The organism is Burkholderia sp. RF4-BP95, assembly GCF_001521985.1.
Taxonomy (GTDB): Bacteria; Pseudomonadota; Gammaproteobacteria; order Burkholderiales; family Burkholderiaceae; genus Burkholderia; species Burkholderia diffusa.
In genome coordinates this window covers 395,993-414,758 of the sequence record NZ_LOSX01000018.1, presented here as the reverse complement: position 1 = coordinate 414,758, position 18,766 = coordinate 395,993, and the positions used below count along the sequence as shown (strand labels likewise).

Here is an 18,766-nt window from a genome sequence, read left to right as displayed (position 1 = left end):
CACGCTCGCTGTCGCCGCGCATCCGGATCAGCGCGCTGGCGCGGGCAATGCGCACGCGCGGGCCGCGCTACGAACGCCACACCGGCTTGCGTTTCTCCAGGAACGCGTCGATTCCCTCGCCGGCGTCCTCTTCCATCATGTTGCGCGCCATCACGTCGCCCGCAAACGCGTACGCGTCGTCGAGCGGCAGTTCGCGCTGCCGGTAGAACATCTGCTTGCCGTAGCGCACCGCCGCCGGGCTCTTCGCGACGATCTCCGCGACCTTGCGCGCGACGGCCGCGTCGAGCGCATCCTCGGGCACGGCCTCGTTGACGAGCCCCCAGGCAGCCGCCGTCGCCGCATCGACGAAACGCCCGGTGACGAGCATGTCGAACGCGCGCTTCGCCGACACGTTGCGGCTCAATGCGACGGCAGGCGTCGAACAGAACAGCCCGACGTTGATTCCGGATACCGCGAAGCGCGCGGTGTCCGCTGCGACGGCGAGATCGCACGCGGCGACGAGCTGGCAGCCGGCCGCCGTCGCGATGCCGTGCACGCGTGCGATCACCGGCACCGGCAACGCGCGCATCGCGAGCATCACGCGGCTGCATTGCGCGAACAGCGTGCGGTAGTAATCGAGTTCGGGTTTGGCGCGCATCTGCCGCAGGTCGTGGCCCGCGCAGAACGCCTTGCCCTCGGCGGCGAGCACGACGCAGCGCACGTGCGGATCGGCGGCCAGCGAATCGAACGCGTCCTGCAGGCTCGCCAGCATCGCCTCCGACAACGCGTTGAACTGTTGCGGCCGGTTCAGCCGCAGCGTGACGACGCCGTCGCGCACGTCGCGCAGCAGGATCGGCTCGGGTGTTTCGTGACGGGATTCCATGATGCTCCGCTCGACGGGGTTCGATCGGGCGCGAATCTGCAGCACCGGCAGCACGGGCGGCACGCGCCCGGATTCGCGATCGACATGATCACGAATCGTCCTCCACATTGCGCGCGGCGTCCAGCGGGGCCGACCGGCCGGCCGGCGAAGCCGGCTTGCACGCCCGCCGCACCGTGAAGCGAAGGCCACCCAGGCTGCCCATCGATCGCCGCTCGACGGCGATGCATCCCCCGCGTGCGCGCTCAGCCCGCGAGCTTCTTCAGCGCGTCGAGCACCGCGTCGCCCTTGAACGGCTTCACGATCCAGCCCTTCACGCCGGCGGCCTTGCCGCGCTCCTTCATCGCCGGGCTGCTTTCGGTCGTCAGCATCACGACGTTGACCGACGTATTCGCCAGCTCGCCGCGGATCTTCTCGACCATCGTCAGGCCGTCCATGTTCGGCATGTTCACGTCGCTGATCACGAGGCGCACGCCGGGCGTCGCCTTGAGCTTCGCGAGCCCGTCCTTGCCGTCCACCGCCGTCGCGACGTCGAGCCCGTGATTGCGCAGGAACCCCGCGACCTCGTCACGCACCGTGCCCGAATCGTCGACCACCAGAATCTTTGCCATGCCGTATTCCCCTTTCCTTGTTGCTGACTTCAACATTCAAAACAGTTCGAGTTCGCCCGACTCGACCATCGGCCCCACGTCCTGCACGGACTCGCGGAAATCCTCCGGCGACCAGCTCAGGCTGAACACGAAACGCTGGTCGAGCCGCACCGATCGTCCCGACTCGGGGTCGGTCATCCGGTACTTGAAACACAGCTGCGGACAGTCGCCGCCGAACGAAATGAACTTCTGCTTGTGATTGACGACGAGCGGCACCTGCACCGGATGGCGCGCGAGTGCCTCCGCGTCGCCGAGATAGCGGTTCTTGAACGCGCCCCACACGAGGTTGGTCAACTCGCCGAGCACGTTGTTCACGTCGCGGAAATCGGGTGCGCGGCCGTCGTCGCGCGTGCCGCCGATCATGTCGAGCAGCGGCTGCTCGCTCGTCTGCAGCAGCATGTAGCCGCGGCACCACGCGCTTTCCAGCGCGATCAGGCTGAACACCTCGCCGAAGATGATCTGGTCGCGCACGATGCACGGCGTGTCGCGCTCGATCGCGAGGCCCGGAAACAGGCTGTCGAGCCGCGCCTCGGTGATCTCCGCGATGCCGCGCACGAGCGCGTTCGGGTAGTCGCGACCGAACAGGTATTCGTCGATCGCGCGCTTGAGCGGCGTCAGGTCGTCGGCGACGTAGGCCGCGCACGCGACGCGCGCGAGCGCATCGGGCAGCCCGTCGCGCGACGCATTCGACGCGCGGCGCAGGATGATCGGCAGCTCGGGCCGCAGCGCATCGATCTGCGTCGCGATGATCGCGCTTTCGTCCGGCGAGCCGCCGTAGTCTTCGGCGAGCAGGATCGCGCCGAGATCGATGTTCGAGCGCAGCACCTTCAGCAGCCGGTTGCGCCGCACGGTCAGGCCGACCAGGTTGTGCTCGTCGCAGAAGCGCTTGATCGTCGCCGCATGCGCGCGGCTGTCGTCGAGCACGAGCACCTTGCTGACGGGTTGGTCTACGGTCATCTCGCGGAGTCCTTCCTCACAATCGGTCAAAACAGTTCGAGCTCGCCGCCCGTGTCCACGCTCGCCGCTTCCGGCACGTGGAAATCGACCGGCGCGTTCGCGCACACGCACAGCGTCGCGCCGATCCGCACGTCGCCGTCGAGCGTCACGTCGTACGCGGCCACGTGGTCTGGATGCAACGCCGGCAGGTAGTCGACGCTCGCGCCGTTCAACAGGTAAGGCGTCGACATCCCGAGATCGGGGAACGGCGCGGTCAGCGCCTGGTTGATCGCGCCGCAGCACAGGTTCGCGACTTCCATGAACGCCTCGGGCAGCGGCCGCTGCGCGCTCGCGCCGGGCGTCGTCGCGGCGAAATGACGACGCGTCGGTTCGTCGTCGCGAAAGCGCAGCGCGAGCAGCAGCCGGAAATGCAGTGCCGAGATCGTCAGCACTGCGACGTGTTCGGTAACCTTCGGCGTCGCGCACGATTTCGCGCGTGACGGATCGTGCGACGCGTCGTGCGCATCGCCGTCGGCCGGCCTGATTTCGCACGCGCCGCCGGACGCGAGCCGCGTGCGCGCCGCATCGAAGAAGATCCGCTCGAAACCGGCCCGGGCCTGCGCGGTGATCACGCCGCCGCTCCCTCGAGCCGCGCATGCAGTTGCCCGGCCAGCGACTCGACCGTCGCGAGCGCGGCCGTGATCATCTTGCCGCCGGCCTGGATGTCCTGGAACGTCGCGGCCGTCACGAGATCGTTGCGATTCAGGCTGTCGCGATAGCTGTTCGACAGTTGCTGCGAGCGCGCGGCGAGCCCGCGCACCTCGCTCGCGACGATCGAGAAGCCCCGCCCGGCCGTGCCCGCGCGCGCGGCCTCGATCGACGCGTTCAGCGACACGATCGACACGTGCGCGACGATCGCCGACAGCTCCTGGTTCTTCGTGCGCATGTCCTGGTTCTGCGTGGTCAGCGAGATCATCTGCTCGTGCCAGCGTTCGAACGTGCCGGCCAGCCCGCGCAGCCGCGCGGCTTCGTCGGCGAGCTTCGTCGCATGCTGCGACAGCGCGGCGCGCTCGGCCGCGAGCGCCTGCAGCGCGTCGCGCTGCTCGCCGGTGCCGGCCGCCTCGCGCGCGAGCGCCTCCTCGAGCGCCGCTTCGCGGCGCGCCCACGCCTGTGCCGCTTCGGCATGTGCGGCAACGGCTTCATCGGCCCGTGCATCGGCCGCGCCGAGCGCGGCGCGCAACGCCCCGGCTTCGCGCGTCAGCGCGGCAACGAGCCGCGCTCGCGCGATGCGACACACGATCGCGGCCACCGCCGCGACCACCAGGCCGCCCGCCAGCGCGGCGCCGATCGGGATCATCCACGCTTGCACGATCACTCCGTCACGTCGACGTTCGCGATGCCGGCGCCGGTCGGTTGCCCGGCGTCGCGGGCCGCGCCGTCCGCCGCGAATCGCGCCGGCAGCGACACGATCGTCTCGAACGCGCGATACGACGCGCCGACGCGATCGTCGGTGAAGCGCAGCGCGATGTCGCCGCCGTCGCGCTTCAGGAAGTTGCGCACCGCGTCCATCCCGACGCCGCGCCCCGATACTTCGGTCACCGCGCGCGCGGTCGAGAAGCCCGGGCGAAAGATCAGTTCGGCCACCGCTTCGTCGGTCAGCGCGGCTTCGTTGCCGGCGTCGATCCAGCCGCGCTCGCGCGCGATCCCGCGAATCCGGTCGAGCGCGAGGCCGCGGCCGTCGTCGCCGAGCACGAAGCGCAACGCATCGTCCTCCACGTCGACCGCGATGTCGATCTTGCCGGCCGGCGCCTTGCCGGCCGCGCGACGCTCCTCCGACGTTTCGATCCCGTGGTCGATCGCGTTGCGCAACAGGTGCATGAACACGTTCTTCAGCGTCGCGCCGATCTCGCTGCGCACGCGATGGCCGTTACTGTCGATATGCACGACGGGTGCCGGCTTGCCGAGTTCGGCCGCGAGCGACGGCAGCGATTCGATCACGCCGCCCAGCGCATCGCCGATGCCCTGCGTGCCGAACTGGCTCAGCAGGCGGCGCACCGAATCGCGCGCCGCGCGCCAGTCGCTTGCGTTCGCCGGATCGGCGCCGTCGAGCATGCGCAGGCTCTCGCTGATATGCGCGCGCTCGACCATCAGGTAGTCGGCGCCGCCGTGCTGCGCCGCCTCGCCATGCCGGCCGAGCGTGACCGCGTTGATCGTCGCGTAGTGGTCGACTGCTTCGCGCACGCGGGCCAGGTCGTCCATCAGCGCATCGCGATTCCACTCGGGGCCGCCGTCCGCGCGGCGCAGCGATTCGTACGCCTGCTCCGCTTCGTGCACGATGTTGGTCAGATGCTGCAGGCTGTACGTGCGCGCGTTGCCCTTGATCGTGTGCATGTTGCGGAACAGCGCCGCGACGATCGAATGATCGGCGCGTTCGTGCTGGCGGATCATCCGCTCGTTCTCGCTGAGGAAGCCCTTCGCGCTGTGCACGAAGTCGTGGAACTTGTCCTGGCTGATCGACAGGATCTCGCCGATCATCTCGAGGCGGCGCTGCTGCTCGCCGGCCTGCGCGGTCAGCTCGCGAATCTCGGTCACGTCGCGCACGCACAGCATCAGGCGCACGACCGTGTCGGTCTCGTCGGTGATCGCCGACCAGCTCAGGTCGAGCCATTTCTCGCGGCCGTCCGGCATCCGCTTCGCGACTTCGTTGACGAGCAGGTGTTCGTTGAACGCGAAGTTCATGCTGTCCTCGCCGAGGCACGCATGCACGGCCGCGTCGACCTGCGAGCGCGCGTCGGAGCCGATGCTCGAATCGTCGAATACGAGCGCCATCAGGTCGCGTCCGGCGATGTCGCCGGTCTCGAAGATGGTCTCGAGGTAAGCCGAATACTCCGCATGCACGACGCCGCCGTCGACGACCGTCAGGATCCCTTGCTGCATGTTCTGCAGCATCGCCTGGATGTCGGCCGTCTTCTGCTTCAGTTGCGCGGCGTTCTCCTGGATCTTCTCGATCATCCCGTTGAACGCGACGATCGAATGACCGATCTCGTCCATCCGACCCACCGGCACGCGGCGCGTGAAGTCCTGGCTCGTGGCGATCTCGCTCATCGCCGTCTGCATCCCGATCAGCGGGCGCGTGATCTGGCGATACAGCACGAAGCCGAGCGCGGTCAGCAGCACCACCACCGTGCCCGCCACGCCCGCGATCGCGGTGGCCGTCGTCGCGAGCATGCCGTTCAGCGCGCGGATCGCATCGTCCTTCTGGCGGTTCTTCTCGACGCGCAGCGTGTCGACGATGCCCTCGAGTTCGTCGCGATACTGCGCGACGTTCGCGAACAGGTACGCCTGCGCCATCTCGGGCTTGCCGTCGGTCTTCATCTTCACGGTGTCGTCGATCGCGGCGAAGTAGTTCGCGGCGCTGTCCTTCGCCTGCTCGACGAGGCCTTCCTGCGCGCGGCCGACCGCCGATTTCGCCTGGGCGTCGAGCGCCGCGCGCAGCGCACCCTGCTTCGCCTTCAGCTCGTCGCGCGCCTGCGCGGCGGTGTTCGCGTCGGGCGCGTACACCAGCGTCATCGTCGCGATCTGGATGTTCTTCACGTCGGCGACGAGATCCGCCGACGCGAGCGCGCTCGGCACGATTCCCTGGGTAACCTGACGCACCTCGGACGCGCTCTTGCGCGTCTGGTACACGGCGTACACGCCAATCGCGGACAGCGCGAAAAACGTCAGGACGACTAGCAGCGTAATGCGATGACGGATGGTCATGAGTACAGCTCCCCGCAGCGATCCGGCTTCGATCGCCCTTTTGTCTATTGAAAGAATGTGAGCGCCGAATTATCGGGGATGGTGTATGACTGTCCGATGACTGAAAATCAATCGGTCGTTGAGAAAATCGCAATGATCAATTGCGGCGAGAAAATCCTAAAGTTTTTCTCGAATCGGCCGTTAACCTCTGGCCTGAGCGGCCCGGCGGGCGTTCCCGGCGGCCTCGATAAATCGAATCCGGATATTCATTCTTTTATTTGCGATCCGGTAATTCAATCCGGCCGAATACCGGTAAAACGTTTGCGCATTATCCGCGAATCGAATCGGGCATGCACCTTCTGCCGCGCGGCCGGATTCGCCGCGCCGGCCGACATGGCGAATGGCCGACGATTCATTCCGATCAGGAAACAATCAATCGCCGTCCGGCGATTCACCTTCCCTTCCGCGCGTTCTAGACTGTCGGATCACTTCCCCACCGGACCCTTGCAATGACCGACGTCCTGCCGCTGACCACCGACTCCGAATCCGGCCTCCACTACCGGCTGCGCCCGGCCGCGGGCCGCCCCGTGGGCCGCCTGTTGCTGCTGCACGGCGTCGGCGGCAACGAAACCAATCTGCTGAATCTGGCCGGCACGATCGACCCGCGCATCGAAATCGCGTTCGTGCGCGGCCCGCTGACGTTCGGCCCCGGCCAGCACGCGTGGTTTCCGGTGCGCTTCGGCCCGAACGGCCCGGAAATCGATGCGGCCCGCGCGGAGGCGAGCCGTGTGCAGCTGATCGCGCTGCTGCGCGCGTTGCGCGCCCGGGGCACCGACGACGAACACGCCGCCCCGCCCACCGTGATCGCCGGCTTCAGCCAGGGCGGCATCATGAGCGCGAGCGTCGCGCTCACGTCACCGGCCGATGTCGTCGCGTTCGCGGTGCTGTGCGGGCGCATCCTGCCGGAGATCGATCCGCTGATCGCGCCGCGCGACGCATTGAGCGCACTGCACGCGCTGGTGATGCACGGCCGCTTCGACGACAAGCTGCCGGTCGCGTGGGCCGAAACCGCCGACGCGAAGCTGACGGCGCTCGGCGTCGCGCACGACACGCGCCTCTACGACGCCGGCCACGAACTCACGGCGGAGATGGCCGGCGACTTCGGCCGCTGGGTCGCTGCGCGCACCGGATCGAACTGAGCGCACGGGCGGTCGGCCCGCCCGTGCGTATCGTCAGACGTTGCTCGCCGGATCGGCGCCGATCGGCGCGGCGGCCGCGGCGGACGCCTCTCGCGCGGCACCGCGCTTCGCGAGCTTCCAGCCCACCACGAGCGCGAGCACGACGACCGGGATCATCCCGACGGTCCACGTGCCGCCCGGGTAATCGAAGGCCATCATCACCAGCACGCTGACCAGGAACCCGAGCGTGAGCCACGACGTGAACGGCGCGCCGGGCATCCGGAACGACACGGGGCTCAACTCGCCGCGATTGACCGCGCGGCGGAACAGGATCTGGCACATCACGATGAAGCCCCAGGTCGTGATGATCCCGAGCGACGCCATGTTCAGCACGATCTCGAACGCCTGCGCCGGAACGATGTAGTTCAGCGGCACGCCGATCGCATTGACCGCGACCGTGACGAGGATCCCGCCGTACGGCACGCCGCGCGCGTTCATCCGCGACACGAAGCGCGGCGCCGAGCCACCCATCGCCAGCGAACGCAGCACGCGCCCGGTCGAATAGAGGCCGGAATTCAGGCTCGACAGCGCGGCGGTCAGCACCACGACGTTCATCACCGTGCCGACGTACGGCACGCCGAGCTTGCCGAAGAACGTGACGAACGGGCTTTCGTGCGCGCTGTACGCGGTCCACGGCAGCAGCATCGTCAACAGCACGACCGAGCCGACGTAGAAGAGCGCGATGCGCCACATCACGCTGTTGATCGCCTTCGGCAGCACCTTGCGCGCATCGGCGGTCTCGCCCGCGGCGACGCCGACGAGCTCGATGCTCGCATACGCGAACACGACGCCCTGCACGATCAGCACGGCCGGCAGGATCCCGTGCGGGAAGATTCCGCCGTGATCCGCGATCAGGTGCAGCCCCGGCATCTGCCCGGCGACCGGATGGCCGCTCGCGAGAAACACGGCGCCGACGGCGAGGAACAGCGCGAGCGTCCCGACCTTGACGATCGAGAACCAGAACTCCATCTCGCCGAACACCTTCACGCCGATCATGTTCATCACCGACACGATCCCCAGCGCGCCGAGCGCGAACACCCACTGCGGCACGTCCGTGAACACCGCCCAGTACTTCATGTAGATCGCGACCGCGGTGATGTCGACGATGCCGGTGGTGGCCCAGTTCAGGTAGTACATCCAGCCCGCGACGAACGACGCGCGCTCGCCCATGAACTCCCGTGCGTACGATACGAACGAGCCGCTGGTCGGCCGATGCATCACGAGCTCGCCGAGCGCGCGCATGATCAGGAATGCGAATACGCCGCACACGAGATACACGACCGCCAGCGCGGGGCCCGCGCTCTGCAGGCGGCCGCCCGCGCCGAGAAAGAGGCCGGTGCCGATCGCTCCGCCCATCGCGATCATCTGCACGTGGCGCGGCTTCAACTGTTTCTCATAGCCGGATTCGTGCGACGCGAACATCGCGTCTCGGTCGGCATGACGGGGATCCGCGCCGCCGGCCGTGTCGGCCGCGCGCTCGCTGGCGTGCTTCATGGTGTGTCTCCGTTTCTTGATGTGTCGCGCCCGTCGACGGGGCGCTGCGGGAACGGCCGCGCACGGGCGTCCGGCGGCATGCGCCGGCGCCGCGCGGCCGGAATCAGTACGCGCGCGGGCGGATCAGCGCTTCGGGCTGCAGCGCTTCGTCCAGTTGTGCGGCGGTCATCAACTGGCGATCGAGCACGACTTCGCGGATCGACTTGCCGCTCGCGTGGGCCTCGGCGGCCACGGCCGTCGCGCGCTTGTAGCCGATGTACGGGTTCAGCGCGGTCGCGAGCGCGACCGACCGCTCCATCGTTTCGCGCAAGCGCTCGGGGTTCGCGGTGATTCCGCTCACGCAGCGGTCCGCGAGCGTCGTGCAGGCCGCCGTCAGGTGGCCGAAGCTGCGGAACAGCGCGCTCGCGATCACCGGCTCGAACGCGTTGAGCTGAAGCTGGCCGGCCTCGGCGGCGAACGTCACCGTGAGGTCGTTGCCGAATACTTCGAATGCGACCTGGTTCACGACTTCCGGAATCACCGGGTTCACCTTGCCCGGCATGATCGACGAGCCGGCCTGCACCGGCGGCAGGTTGATCTCGCCGAAGCCGGCGCGCGGGCCGCTCGACAGCAGCCGCAGGTCGTTGCAGATCTTCGACAGCTTGACCGCGATCCGCTTCAGCACGCCGGAAACCTGCACGAACGCGCCGCAGTCCTGCGTCGCTTCGATCAGGTTCGGCGCGGTGCTCAGGTCCAGGCCGGTGATGCGCCGCAGCGCGGCCAGCGCCTTCTGCGCGTACTCCGGATGCGCGGTGATGCCGGTGCCGATCGCGGTTGCGCCGAGATTGATCTCGCGCATCAGCAAGCCGGCTTCCTGCAGGCGCGCGATGTCTTCCGTCACCATCACAGCGTAGGTCGAGAATTCCTGGCCGAGCGTCATCGGCACGGCGTCCTGCAGTTGCGTGCGGCCGAGCTTCAACAGATCCGAGAACGCGTCGGCCTTCTCCGCGAACGCATCGCGCAGGCGCGCCATTGCGTCGAGCAGATGCTCGACCGCGAAGCAGGTCGCGATCCGGATCGCGGTCGGATAGACGTCGTTCGTGCTCTGCGCGAGATTGACGTGCTCGTTGGGATGGAGGTATTCGTACTGCCCGCGTGCATGCCCCATGATTTCGAGCGCGCGGTTGCAGATCACCTCGTTGGCGTTCATGTTGGTCGACGTGCCGGCCCCGCCCTGGATGATGTCGACCACGAACTGATCGTGCAGCCGGCCCTCGCGGATCTCGACACAGGCGGCGGCGATCGCGTCGCGATACGCGTCCGGCAGCAGCCCGAGCTCGCAGTTCGCATCGGCAGCGGCTTCCTTCACCGCCGCGAGCGCCATGACGAGGTACGGCAGCGACGCGATCGTGCGCCCCGAAATGTCGAAGTTCTCCTTCGCGCGCAGTGTATGGACGCCGTAGTACGCCGAATCCGGAATGCTTCGTTTCCCTAAAAGATCCGCCTCGACGCGGAAGCCGCTTTCCGTCATGGTGCCCCTCCTGAATTGTCTCTGCCGACGCGGGAAACCGGCTGCGTTCACCGCTTCCCCGTACGACGGGATCGCATTCTATGCCTTTGCATAAAGAACCTCGCTTCTGTATTATCGAAAGCGGTTTTGCGTGGGATGCAACAGCGAGAGACGAATGAAAACAACGGCGAGAGACACCGGCATCGATCACCTCGGCGCGATGCGCGCGTTCGTGCGGGTCGTCGAAATGGGAAGCTTTTCCGCGGTCGCGAAGGAGATGCGCGTGTCGACGTCGACGGTCGCGCGCAAGATCACGGCGATCGAGGACGCCCTCGGCGTCGCGCTGTTGCATCGCTCGACGCACAGCGTGACGCTGACCGAGGCCGGCCACATCTACCTGGAACGCGCGGTCACGCTGATCGCCGATCTCGACGACACGCTGCGCGTCGTCGCCGAGCTCAATTCGCAGCCGAGCGGCCCGCTGAAGCTCACCGCGCCGGTCGCGTTCGGCCGCCGCCATCTCGCGCCGCTGATCGCGCCGTTTCTCGCGCGCTATCCGACGATCCAGCTCGACGTGCGGCTCACCGACAACCACAACGACCTCGTCGCCGGCGGCTTCGACCTCGACATTCACGAAGGCGAGAACTACCTGGACAACCTGGTCGTGCACCGGCTGTCACGCAACGACAGCATCCTGTGCGCGACGCCCGGCTACCTCGACCGCTGCGGGCGCCCCGCGACGCCGGACGACCTGCGGCATCACAACTGCCTGCGCTACGTGCATCCGGAGGGCGATCCGCGCTGGGAGCTCGTGCGCGGCGATGCACGGCACAGCGTGCTGCCGGCCGGCAACCTCGTCACCGACCATTCGGAACTGCTGCTGGACGCGACCTGCGCGGGCCTCGGCATCGCCGAATTCGAGATCTGGCTGGTGCGCGACCTGCTCGCGAGCGGCCGGCTCGAAGCCGTGCTGCCGCGCTACCGGCTGCAGAACAAGCTCACGGGCGACTACATCTACATCGCGTATCTGGCGAACCGGCGCAGCTCGGCAAAGTTGCGTGTGCTGAAGGACTTCCTCGCGGAGCATCTCGCGCACATCGGCGAGCTGTCGGAAGTCGAGCTGACGAAGATTCGCGACGCGGGCGCGTAGCGGCGGCCGTCGCGCCGGCCGGCAAGCCGGCGCCGACGCCGCATGCACCTTCGGCACGCGGCATCGGCACGACAGCCGCCGTCAGGCCGGCTGCAATTCGAACGGGAACGTCGCGTGCCCGATCTCGACGCCCTGCGTGTTCAGCATCCGCGGCCGGTGGAACGCGGCGAGCCGCGCGCGCTGCGCGTCCGTGCCGATCCGCAGCCGTTCGAGCAGTTCGCTGACCATCATGTACAGCACGTCGATGTTGCCGTCCTCGATCTTCACCGAGAGGCCGAGCGCGCCGTCGGCGCCGAGTTCCCGCGTGCGCGCCGATGCGCGTACGCCGATCCCGTAGCACGCGTCCGCGCCGAGCTTGCCGACGACCTGCCCGTCGAAGGCCTCCATCAGCACCGTGCAGTAGCGCCCTTCTCCGGCGACCAGCTCGGGATGGGCCGTCATCGCATGATGAATGCGCGCCAGCGCGCGCACGCGATCGGTCGTCGCCGCGCCGCCGGCTTCAACCGTATCCGCACCGTCTGCCAGCGATGCATAAAGACGCGCGAGGCGGTCGAGCGGGAACGCCGGCGTCGGCAGGTTGCAGCCGTCGATCGCCCAGTCGACCGCGTCGTCGGGCAGGCCGCACGCATCGGCGACCACGTGCTTCACGCGCATCTGCATCGGATGCGCCGGCAGATGGTAGTCGGCGATCGCGGCGCCGATCGCCCGCGCGCCGGCCAGCATCCCGACGTGCTTGCCCGAGCAGTTGCTGCACACGCCGGTCGGCGTGTAGTCGCGCTTGATCCACGACCGGTACACCGCGTCCGACAGCGGCGCATGGCCGCCGCACCGCAAATCCGACTCCTGCGCGTCGACTTTCGCCAGCATCGCCCGCGTGCGCGCGATGTGCCGCTCCTCGCTGCTGTGCGATGCGCACATCAGCGCGATGTCCGCTTCGTCGAAACCGAAACGCTCCGGCGCGCCCGTCTCGATCACGGACAACGCCTGGGCCGGCTTCGCCGCCGAGCGCGCGAGCGTCATCCGGAACGGATCGCCGAGCCGGAACAGCAGCTTGCCGCCGGCATCCACCACCGCCACATCGGCGACGTGCGTGTTCTCGATCGCATTGCCGCGGTACGTCACGACCGCTGCGCGTTGGGTGTCCATCTGTGCTGTCTCCTTCGTCGGGGCCTGATATGCCGGGGCCCGTGCAACCGGTACGGCAGTGTATCGACTCTGCCGCCGGGTCGAGCCGGGCGCCCCGTGGAAAGCGGTATTGCGCCGGACGCAAAGCCGTCACGCCCGCCGGGCTCGAACGCGGGCCTCGGCGGCGGCGTCGCTCCCATCGCCGCGACGAACCAGGATCTCGCGCCCGAGCGCTAGCGCAACATCGAGCTCGGCTTCGCAGGTACCCGACGCCGCGACTACGCGTCCAGCGCCAGCAGCGCGAACGTCGCGAGCCAGTGCTCGCCCATGTAGTCGCCGGCCACGTGCGCGAGCGCGCTCGCGAGGTGCCGGTCGGCCGCATCGCGCAGCTTCGCGCGCCGCGCATCGCCTTCCGGCAGCGCGCCGGCGAGCGAGCGCTGGCACCACGCGCGGCTCAGATTCAATCCGTCCAGATGCGCGATCTTGCCGTCGCTGCGGTCGCTGACCGTCGCCGGCTCGAACAGCGTCGCCGGCTCGCCGCGCGCGAGATCGGGCAGGAAACGCGCGAACCAGCCGTCGAATTCGGCGGCCGGCAGCACGCGGCGCATCAGCTCCGCCTCCATCAGCGCGGGCGACAGGAACTCGTCGCCCGACGGCTCCCACGCCTGGCACGCGACATCGTTCAGGTGCCAGCGTTTCGCCGTATCGACGATCAGCGCCGCGAGCCCGTCGCGCTGCGTCGCGCGCGCGAAGTCGAGCGCGAGCGCCAGCGCGAACGCGGTGTTGAAGTGCGTGCCGACCCGCAGCGGATAGGTGGCTTTCGGCAGGAAGGTCTCGAAACGCGCGACGAACAGGTCGGCGAGCGGCGCGAGCGTCTTCGCCCAGCGCGCGGCCTGCGGCATCACGCCCTTCAGCGCGAGCCGCTCCAGCTGCGCGGACAGCGCCAGCAGCCACGCCCATCCGTAAGGCCGCTCGAAGCCGCCGTTGTGCGGCAGCGCCAGATACGCGCGTTCGCCGGCGACGTTCGCGTCGGTGAAGTGCGCGTCGACGACGGCGATGATCCGCTCGGCCTCCGGCAGCGCCGGATAGCGTTCGAGCACGCTCAGCACGAGCCAGTAGCCGTGCACGCACGAATGCCAGTCGTAGCTGCCGTAGAAGATCGGATGCAGCGCGCGCGGCCCCTGCACGTCGTGCGGGCCTTCGAGCGAATGCGTGAGCTTGTTCGGATATTCGCGGGTCAGGTGCGCGAGCGCGAGCGACGCGAATTTCGATGCGAGTTCGGGAGTCAGCCGGTCGGTCATGGGCACCTCGTCAGAAGCGGAATACGAACGCGTACATCAGCAGCGTGTTGACGGCCAGCAGCAGCACGGCGGTCGGCCACTGCGCCTTGATCACGCCGTTCTTGTCCTTCAGTTCGAGCAGCGCGGCCGGCACGATGTTGAAGTTCGCGGCCATCGGCGTCATCAGCGTACCGCAGAAGCCGCTCAGCATCCCGATCGCGCCGAGGATCGCCGGGTTGCCGTGAAATTGATGGACGATCAGCGGCAGGCCGATGCCGGCCGTCATCACGGGGAACGCGGCGAACCCGTTGCCCATGATCATCGTGAACAGCGCCATGCCGACCGTATAGGCGGCGACGACCGCGAACGGCGAATCGATCGGCACCCACTCCCTCACGAGCCCCGACACCACGCCGCCGACGCCGGCGACCGCGAACAGCGCGCCGAGCGCCGCGAGCATCTGCGGCAGGATCGCGGCCCAGCCGACCGCGTCCATCGTGTGACGCGCCTCCTTCAGCGCGTGAACGGGCGAATCGCGCAGCATCGCGAGCGCGACGGCGAACGCGACGAGCGTGCCGAGCACGAGCGAGATCAACGTCACGCTCTTCGGATCGACGAACGGCACCCGTTTCAGCGCGAACGTGCCGATCAGCGTGACGACGGGAATCAGCAATGCCGGCAGGAACAGCCGGTTGCCGAAGCGCAGCGCCTTCGCGTCGCGCCGCGCGCCCGCCGCTTCGCTGGATTCGTCCGACTTGCCGCGTCCGAGCTTGCCCGAGCCCGCGATCAGCGCGAGCGCGATCGCGAGGCAGCCCGTCACGAAGTGCGGCAGCCGCGCGCCGAACAGGAACGTGAGCGCGTAGATCGCCCAGAACGCGAAGTTGACGACGCGGCGCGGGTTCGTGCGGTCCGTCAGGTTGAAGCACGCGAACGCGCCGAACATCAGGCCGGCGAGCGTGTACAGCGGTTCGAGGCCGATCATCGCGCGCCCTCCCGCCCGAATGCGCCGAAGCTGCGCGACAGCCGGTGATCGAGCAGCGCGAGCCGCGTGCAGTGGATCAGCAGCGCGGCGATCGCCGTCGGGATCGCCCAGACCGACAGGTGCAGCGGCTCGACCACGATCCCGTTCTGTTCGAGAAAGCCCTTGATCAGCAGGATCGACTGGATCGCGATGAAGATGTCCTCGCCGAAGAACACGGCGACATTGTCGGCGGCCGACGCATGCGCGCGGATCTGCTGGCGCACGGATTCAGGCAGGTCGCCGAGCCGGCTGACGGCCGCGGCCTCGGCCATCGGCGCGATCAGCGGCCGCACCATCTGCGCGTGGCCGCCGAGCGACGTGAGGCCGAGCGCGGCCGTCACCTGGCGCAGCACGAAATACAGCATCAGCACGCGGCCGGTGGTCGCCGCGTGCACGCGCGAGATCATCCGCTTCGCCTGCTCCTTGAGGCCGTTGCGTTCGAGCAGCGCGATCACCGGCAGCGTCAGCCAGATCAACCCCATGTAGCGGTTGTCGGTGAACGCCTTGCCGAATGCGCTGACGATGTCGACGAGATTCATCCCGCCCGCCAGCCCCGTCGCGAGGCCCGCGATCGTCACCACCAGCAGCGCGTTGAAGCGCAGCGCGAAACCGATCACGACGATCGGCACCCCAATCAGCACCAGCATTGCCCCTCCTTGCGATGGATTCGCGGCGCCGTGAAGGCGCGCCGCCCGCCCGGTTTCGACCGGGTTCAGGCGGCAAAATCTAACACGAGACTTTATCGATAAAAAGTCGACAATTTGAAGCTTCGGGTAAACGTTGAAACCGATGCCACGTTGCGCCGGCCGTGTGTCCGCCGTGTTTCGGCGGAACGATTCGCGGCCGGCGGCGGCGCCGGGCGGCGGCAACGCGCGCGCGGCAACGCACGATTCCGGCCGGCGTGCCGTGGACGGCCCGCGCCCCGCCGCGCATGGCGGAGCGCCGGTGCGCCGACTACACTGGAAGGCATCGCAACGTTCGGGAGAGCCGCCATGATCGACGTATTCCAGACCATCGGCAGCCGCGCGTTCTCCGCTCATCTGGCGAAGGACGGGATGGTGACGCTGATGGAACAACGCCACGAAGTCGACCGCGTGACGCTCGCGACCGCCTATGCCGCGCTCGTCGAGGAATCGGAGCAGGAAGCCGATCTGCTCGACGCAACGGTCGAAGGGATGATGCGCGCGCTGATCCAGGGGTACGCCCGCAGCCATTGAACGACTGGACGCGCTCCGCGCGCGGTGTGCCGGCCCGCGCGGCCGGCTCGCCGGTGCCTGCGCGTGCGCCCGTGCCGGGCGCCGCGCTTCGCGCCGTCACGAACGCGTCGACGACGGATTGCCGCGCTGCCGCATGATCCTGCACATCGCTGTCCGTCTTCCCGGGCGGCAAAAAATGCCGTCTCCCCATAGAGGAAAGGGTCGGAATCGACGCAATGCGCAATTTTTTCGATTGCCGCCGCTCGCGCCGCATGACAGCATTCGGGGCGTCGCCAGTCGAAAAGAATTTCGTGCCATCCGCCCGCCGATGCCGTTCGGCGGCGCCGGCCCGGCACTGCCTTTCATGAACCCGGCCCATATCCAACACTACGAACCGACCGGAGTATCCCGCTTGTGAACATCGGCATCGTCAACGACCTCCCGCTTGCCGTCGAGGCGATGCGCCGCGCGCTCGCGCACCGGCCCGAGCATCGCGTGCTGTGGGTCGCGACCGACGGCGCGCAAGCCGTCGAAATGTGCGCCGCGCAACCGCCCGACGTCGTGCTGATGGACCTGGTCATGCCGAAGTTCGACGGCATCGAGGCGACGCGGCGGATCATGCGCTCCAGCCGCCCGTGCGCGATCCTGATCGTGACGAGCTGCATCGGCGCAAACGCATGGCGCGTGTTCGAAGCGATGGGCGCCGGCGCGCTCGACGCGGTCGACACGCCACGCCTCGGCGAAGGCGCGGGCGGCGACACCGCGCGGCTGCTGCTCGCGAAGATCGACCAGATCGGCCGGCTGCTCGACGCGCCCGGCGGCGTCCGCGCGGCCGGCACGGCCTCGCGCGCGAGCGGCGGCCCGCTGATCGCGATCGGCGCGTCCGCCGGCGGCCCCGGCGCGCTCGCGTCGATCCTTGGCAGCCTGCCGGCCGACTTCAGCGCGCCGATCGTGATCGTCCAGCACGTCGATCGCGCGTTCGCGGAAGGCATGGCGCAATGGCTCGACGGCCAGACGCCGCTGACCGTGCGCGTCGCGAACGAAGGCGACCGCCCTCAGCCCGGCGTCGCGCTGCTCGCGGCGACCGACGATCACCTGCGCGTCACGCGCACCGGCACGCTCGAATACACGCGCGAACCGGCCGCCACGCCGTACCGGCCGTCGGTCGACGTATTCTTCAACAGCCTGACCGAGCACTGGCCGGGACGCGTGATCGGCGTGCTGCTGACCGGCATGGGACGCGACGGCGCGATCGGCCTGAAGGCACTGCGGATGAAGGGCTGTCATACGATCGCGCAGGACGAGGCGACCAGCGCCGTCTACGGCATGCCGAAGGCGGCCGCGACGCTCGGCGCCGCGCGCGCGATCCTGCCGCTCGAGCGCATCGCGGGCGAGCTGGTGGCGCTCGCGCGAATCTGAACCCGATGAAACCCTGTCACACCCATCGCTACCATGGCGCAACCCTGCATCGATCATGACTAGCGACCTCACCCGCCCGCCCGGCGGGCTGCATGCGGCGTTCGACGCCGCGCACGCGGCGCCCACGCCGCACGCCGACGCGCCCGCGATGGTCCTGCTGGTCGACGACCAGACGATCGTCGCGGAAGCCATCCGACGCGCGCTCGTCGACGAGGACGGCGTCGACTTCCACTACTGCCCGCGCTCGGACGACGCGCTGGCGACCGCGATCGAGACGCGGCCGACCGTGATCCTGCAGGATCTCGTGATGCCCGGCACCGACGGGCTGAGCCTCGTGAAGGCGTACCGTGCGAATGCGGCGACGCGCGACGTGCCGATCATCGTGCTGTCGACGCAGGAAGAGCCGGTGATCAAGAGCGCCGCGTTCGCGGCCGGCGCGAACGACTACCTCGTGAAATTGCCGGACCGCATCGAGCTGATCGCGCGGATCCGCTATCACTCGCGCTCGTACATGAGCCTGCTGCAGCGGGACGAGGCCTATCGCGCGCTGCGGCAATCGCAGCAGCAACTGCTGGAGGCCAATCTCGAACTGCGGCGCCTCACGCATTCGGACGGCCTGACCGGGCTGTCGAACCGCCGCTATCTCGACGAATATCTGGCCGCCGAATGGCGGCGCGGCACGCGCGAGCGCAGCGAGCTGTCGCTGCTGATGATCGACGTCGACAACTTCAAGCTGTACAACGACACGTACGGCCACGTGTCGGGCGACGGCGTGCTCAAGCAGGTCGCGGCCACCATCGAACGCTGTCTCGGGCAATCCGGCGATCTCGCCGCGCGCTTCGGCGGCGAGGAGTTCGCGGTCGTGATGCCGGCCACGTCGCCGGGCGCCGCGCGGCTGCTCGGCGAGAAGATCCGCCTCGCGGTCGAGTCGTTGCGGCTCGAGCACGCGCACTCGTCGACGGGGCGCTACGTGACGATCAGCATCGGCGGCGCGAGCATCGTGCCGGCCGCCGGCCTGCCGACGACGTCGCTGATCGAGGCCGCCGATCGCGCGCTGTACCGCGCGAAGCACGACGGCAAGAATCGCGTCGAGATCGATGCGCCGCCCGCACCGCCGGCGCCCGCGGCCCCGCCTGTGTCGCCGGACGGCGGCGGTCTCGCGTGAACG

At 68.5% G+C, this 18,766-nt stretch carries 18 protein-coding genes; 6 read left to right on the top strand and 12 right to left on the bottom strand.

The genetic code is table 11. From position 1 onward, the window contains the following. Window positions 1–67: 67 nt before the first annotated feature. From WS46_RS06575 to WS46_RS06550, 6 genes are all read right to left on the bottom strand, one after another. The gene (locus WS46_RS06575; RefSeq protein WP_059690201.1) at window positions 68–862 is read right to left on the bottom strand and encodes an enoyl-CoA hydratase; all 795 of its coding nucleotides are present in this window, start codon (window positions 860–862) and stop codon (window positions 68–70) included. A gap of 242 nt (window positions 863–1,104) precedes the next feature. Beyond that, window positions 1,105–1,470, bottom strand: coding sequence for a response regulator (locus WS46_RS06570; protein ID WP_006765703.1), 366 nt, complete (start codon window positions 1,468–1,470; stop codon window positions 1,105–1,107). Window positions 1,471–1,506: 36 nt separating this feature from the next. After that, window positions 1,507–2,466: a chemotaxis protein CheX gene (locus WS46_RS06565; RefSeq protein WP_059524919.1), complete on the bottom strand. Its 960-nt coding sequence runs from the start codon at window positions 2,464–2,466 to the stop codon at window positions 1,507–1,509. Window positions 2,467–2,492: 26 nt separating this feature from the next. Continuing rightward, entirely contained in the window at window positions 2,493–3,077 is a 585-nt protein-coding gene (locus tag WS46_RS06560; protein WP_059689850.1) for a hypothetical protein, read from the bottom strand. Next, complete coding sequence (locus WS46_RS06555; RefSeq protein WP_082725281.1) at window positions 3,074–3,814, bottom strand: methyl-accepting chemotaxis protein; 741 nt, start codon at window positions 3,812–3,814, stop codon at window positions 3,074–3,076. Before WS46_RS06555 ends, WS46_RS06560 begins: the two co-directional genes overlap by 4 nt. A 2-nt stretch (window positions 3,815–3,816) precedes the next feature. Next, the gene (locus WS46_RS06550; protein WP_059689848.1) at window positions 3,817–6,207 is read right to left on the bottom strand and encodes an ATP-binding protein; all 2,391 of its coding nucleotides are present in this window, start codon (window positions 6,205–6,207) and stop codon (window positions 3,817–3,819) included. Window positions 6,208–6,303: 96 nt separating this feature from the next. Between WS46_RS06550 and WS46_RS33525 the strand changes: the two genes are divergently transcribed. Both WS46_RS33525 and WS46_RS06545 read left to right on the top strand, forming a co-directional pair. Further along, window positions 6,304–6,699: a hypothetical protein gene (locus WS46_RS33525; RefSeq protein ID WP_179949130.1), complete on the top strand. Its 396-nt coding sequence runs from the start codon at window positions 6,304–6,306 to the stop codon at window positions 6,697–6,699. Beyond that, complete coding sequence (locus WS46_RS06545) at window positions 6,696–7,385, top strand: alpha/beta hydrolase (RefSeq protein WP_059689846.1); 690 nt, start codon at window positions 6,696–6,698, stop codon at window positions 7,383–7,385. Before WS46_RS33525 ends, WS46_RS06545 begins: the two co-directional genes overlap by 4 nt. Window positions 7,386–7,418: 33 nt before the next feature. Here the strand turns inward: WS46_RS06545 and WS46_RS06540 are convergent, their stop codons facing one another. Together WS46_RS06540 and aspA are read right to left on the bottom strand one after the other, a co-directional pair. Next, window positions 7,419–8,918, bottom strand: coding sequence for an amino acid permease (locus tag WS46_RS06540; RefSeq protein WP_059524912.1), 1,500 nt, complete (start codon window positions 8,916–8,918; stop codon window positions 7,419–7,421). A 103-nt stretch (window positions 8,919–9,021) separates the two neighbouring features. Then, a complete protein-coding gene (gene aspA / locus WS46_RS06535; protein WP_059524910.1) occupies window positions 9,022–10,428 on the bottom strand; it encodes an aspartate ammonia-lyase in 1,407 nt (468 codons plus the stop codon). A 154-nt stretch (window positions 10,429–10,582) separates the two neighbouring features. Between aspA and WS46_RS06530 the strand changes: the two genes are divergently transcribed. Then, complete coding sequence (locus WS46_RS06530) at window positions 10,583–11,557, top strand: LysR family transcriptional regulator (RefSeq protein ID WP_059689844.1); 975 nt, start codon at window positions 10,583–10,585, stop codon at window positions 11,555–11,557. An 81-nt stretch (window positions 11,558–11,638) separates the two neighbouring features. Here WS46_RS06530 and WS46_RS06525 read toward each other — a convergent pair whose 3' ends face one another. From WS46_RS06525 to WS46_RS06510, 4 genes are all read right to left on the bottom strand, one after another. Next, window positions 11,639–12,703: an asparaginase gene (locus tag WS46_RS06525; RefSeq protein WP_059689843.1), complete on the bottom strand. Its 1,065-nt coding sequence runs from the start codon at window positions 12,701–12,703 to the stop codon at window positions 11,639–11,641. Between the two features lie 257 nt (window positions 12,704–12,960). Beyond that, window positions 12,961–13,983: a DUF2891 domain-containing protein gene (locus WS46_RS06520; protein ID WP_059689841.1), complete on the bottom strand. Its 1,023-nt coding sequence runs from the start codon at window positions 13,981–13,983 to the stop codon at window positions 12,961–12,963. Window positions 13,984–13,993: 10 nt separating this feature from the next. Further along, window positions 13,994–14,944, bottom strand: a complete 951-nt coding sequence (locus tag WS46_RS06515) for a DUF979 domain-containing protein (protein ID WP_059689839.1) — start codon at window positions 14,942–14,944, stop codon at window positions 13,994–13,996. Continuing rightward, window positions 14,941–15,630, bottom strand: coding sequence for a DUF969 domain-containing protein (locus tag WS46_RS06510; protein ID WP_059689837.1), 690 nt, complete (start codon window positions 15,628–15,630; stop codon window positions 14,941–14,943). Before WS46_RS06510 ends, WS46_RS06515 begins: the two co-directional genes overlap by 4 nt. 345 nt (window positions 15,631–15,975) lie before the next feature. Between WS46_RS06510 and WS46_RS06505 the strand changes: the two genes are divergently transcribed. The 3 genes from WS46_RS06505 to WS46_RS06495 all read left to right on the top strand — a co-directional run bounded on the left by WS46_RS06505 (window position 15,976) and on the right by WS46_RS06495 (window position 18,763). Next, a complete protein-coding gene (locus WS46_RS06505; RefSeq protein WP_039357299.1) occupies window positions 15,976–16,200 on the top strand; it encodes a hypothetical protein in 225 nt (74 codons plus the stop codon). Window positions 16,201–16,593: 393 nt separating this feature from the next. After that, window positions 16,594–17,598 carry a chemotaxis response regulator protein-glutamate methylesterase gene (locus WS46_RS06500; RefSeq protein ID WP_059689834.1) on the top strand — a complete coding sequence of 335 codons (1,005 nt, stop codon included), beginning with the start codon at window positions 16,594–16,596 and terminating at the stop codon, window positions 17,596–17,598. Between the two features lie 55 nt (window positions 17,599–17,653). Then, window positions 17,654–18,763 carry a diguanylate cyclase domain-containing protein gene (locus tag WS46_RS06495; RefSeq protein WP_059689832.1) on the top strand — a complete coding sequence of 370 codons (1,110 nt, stop codon included), beginning with the start codon at window positions 17,654–17,656 and terminating at the stop codon, window positions 18,761–18,763. Window positions 18,764–18,766: the final 3 nt, after the last annotated feature.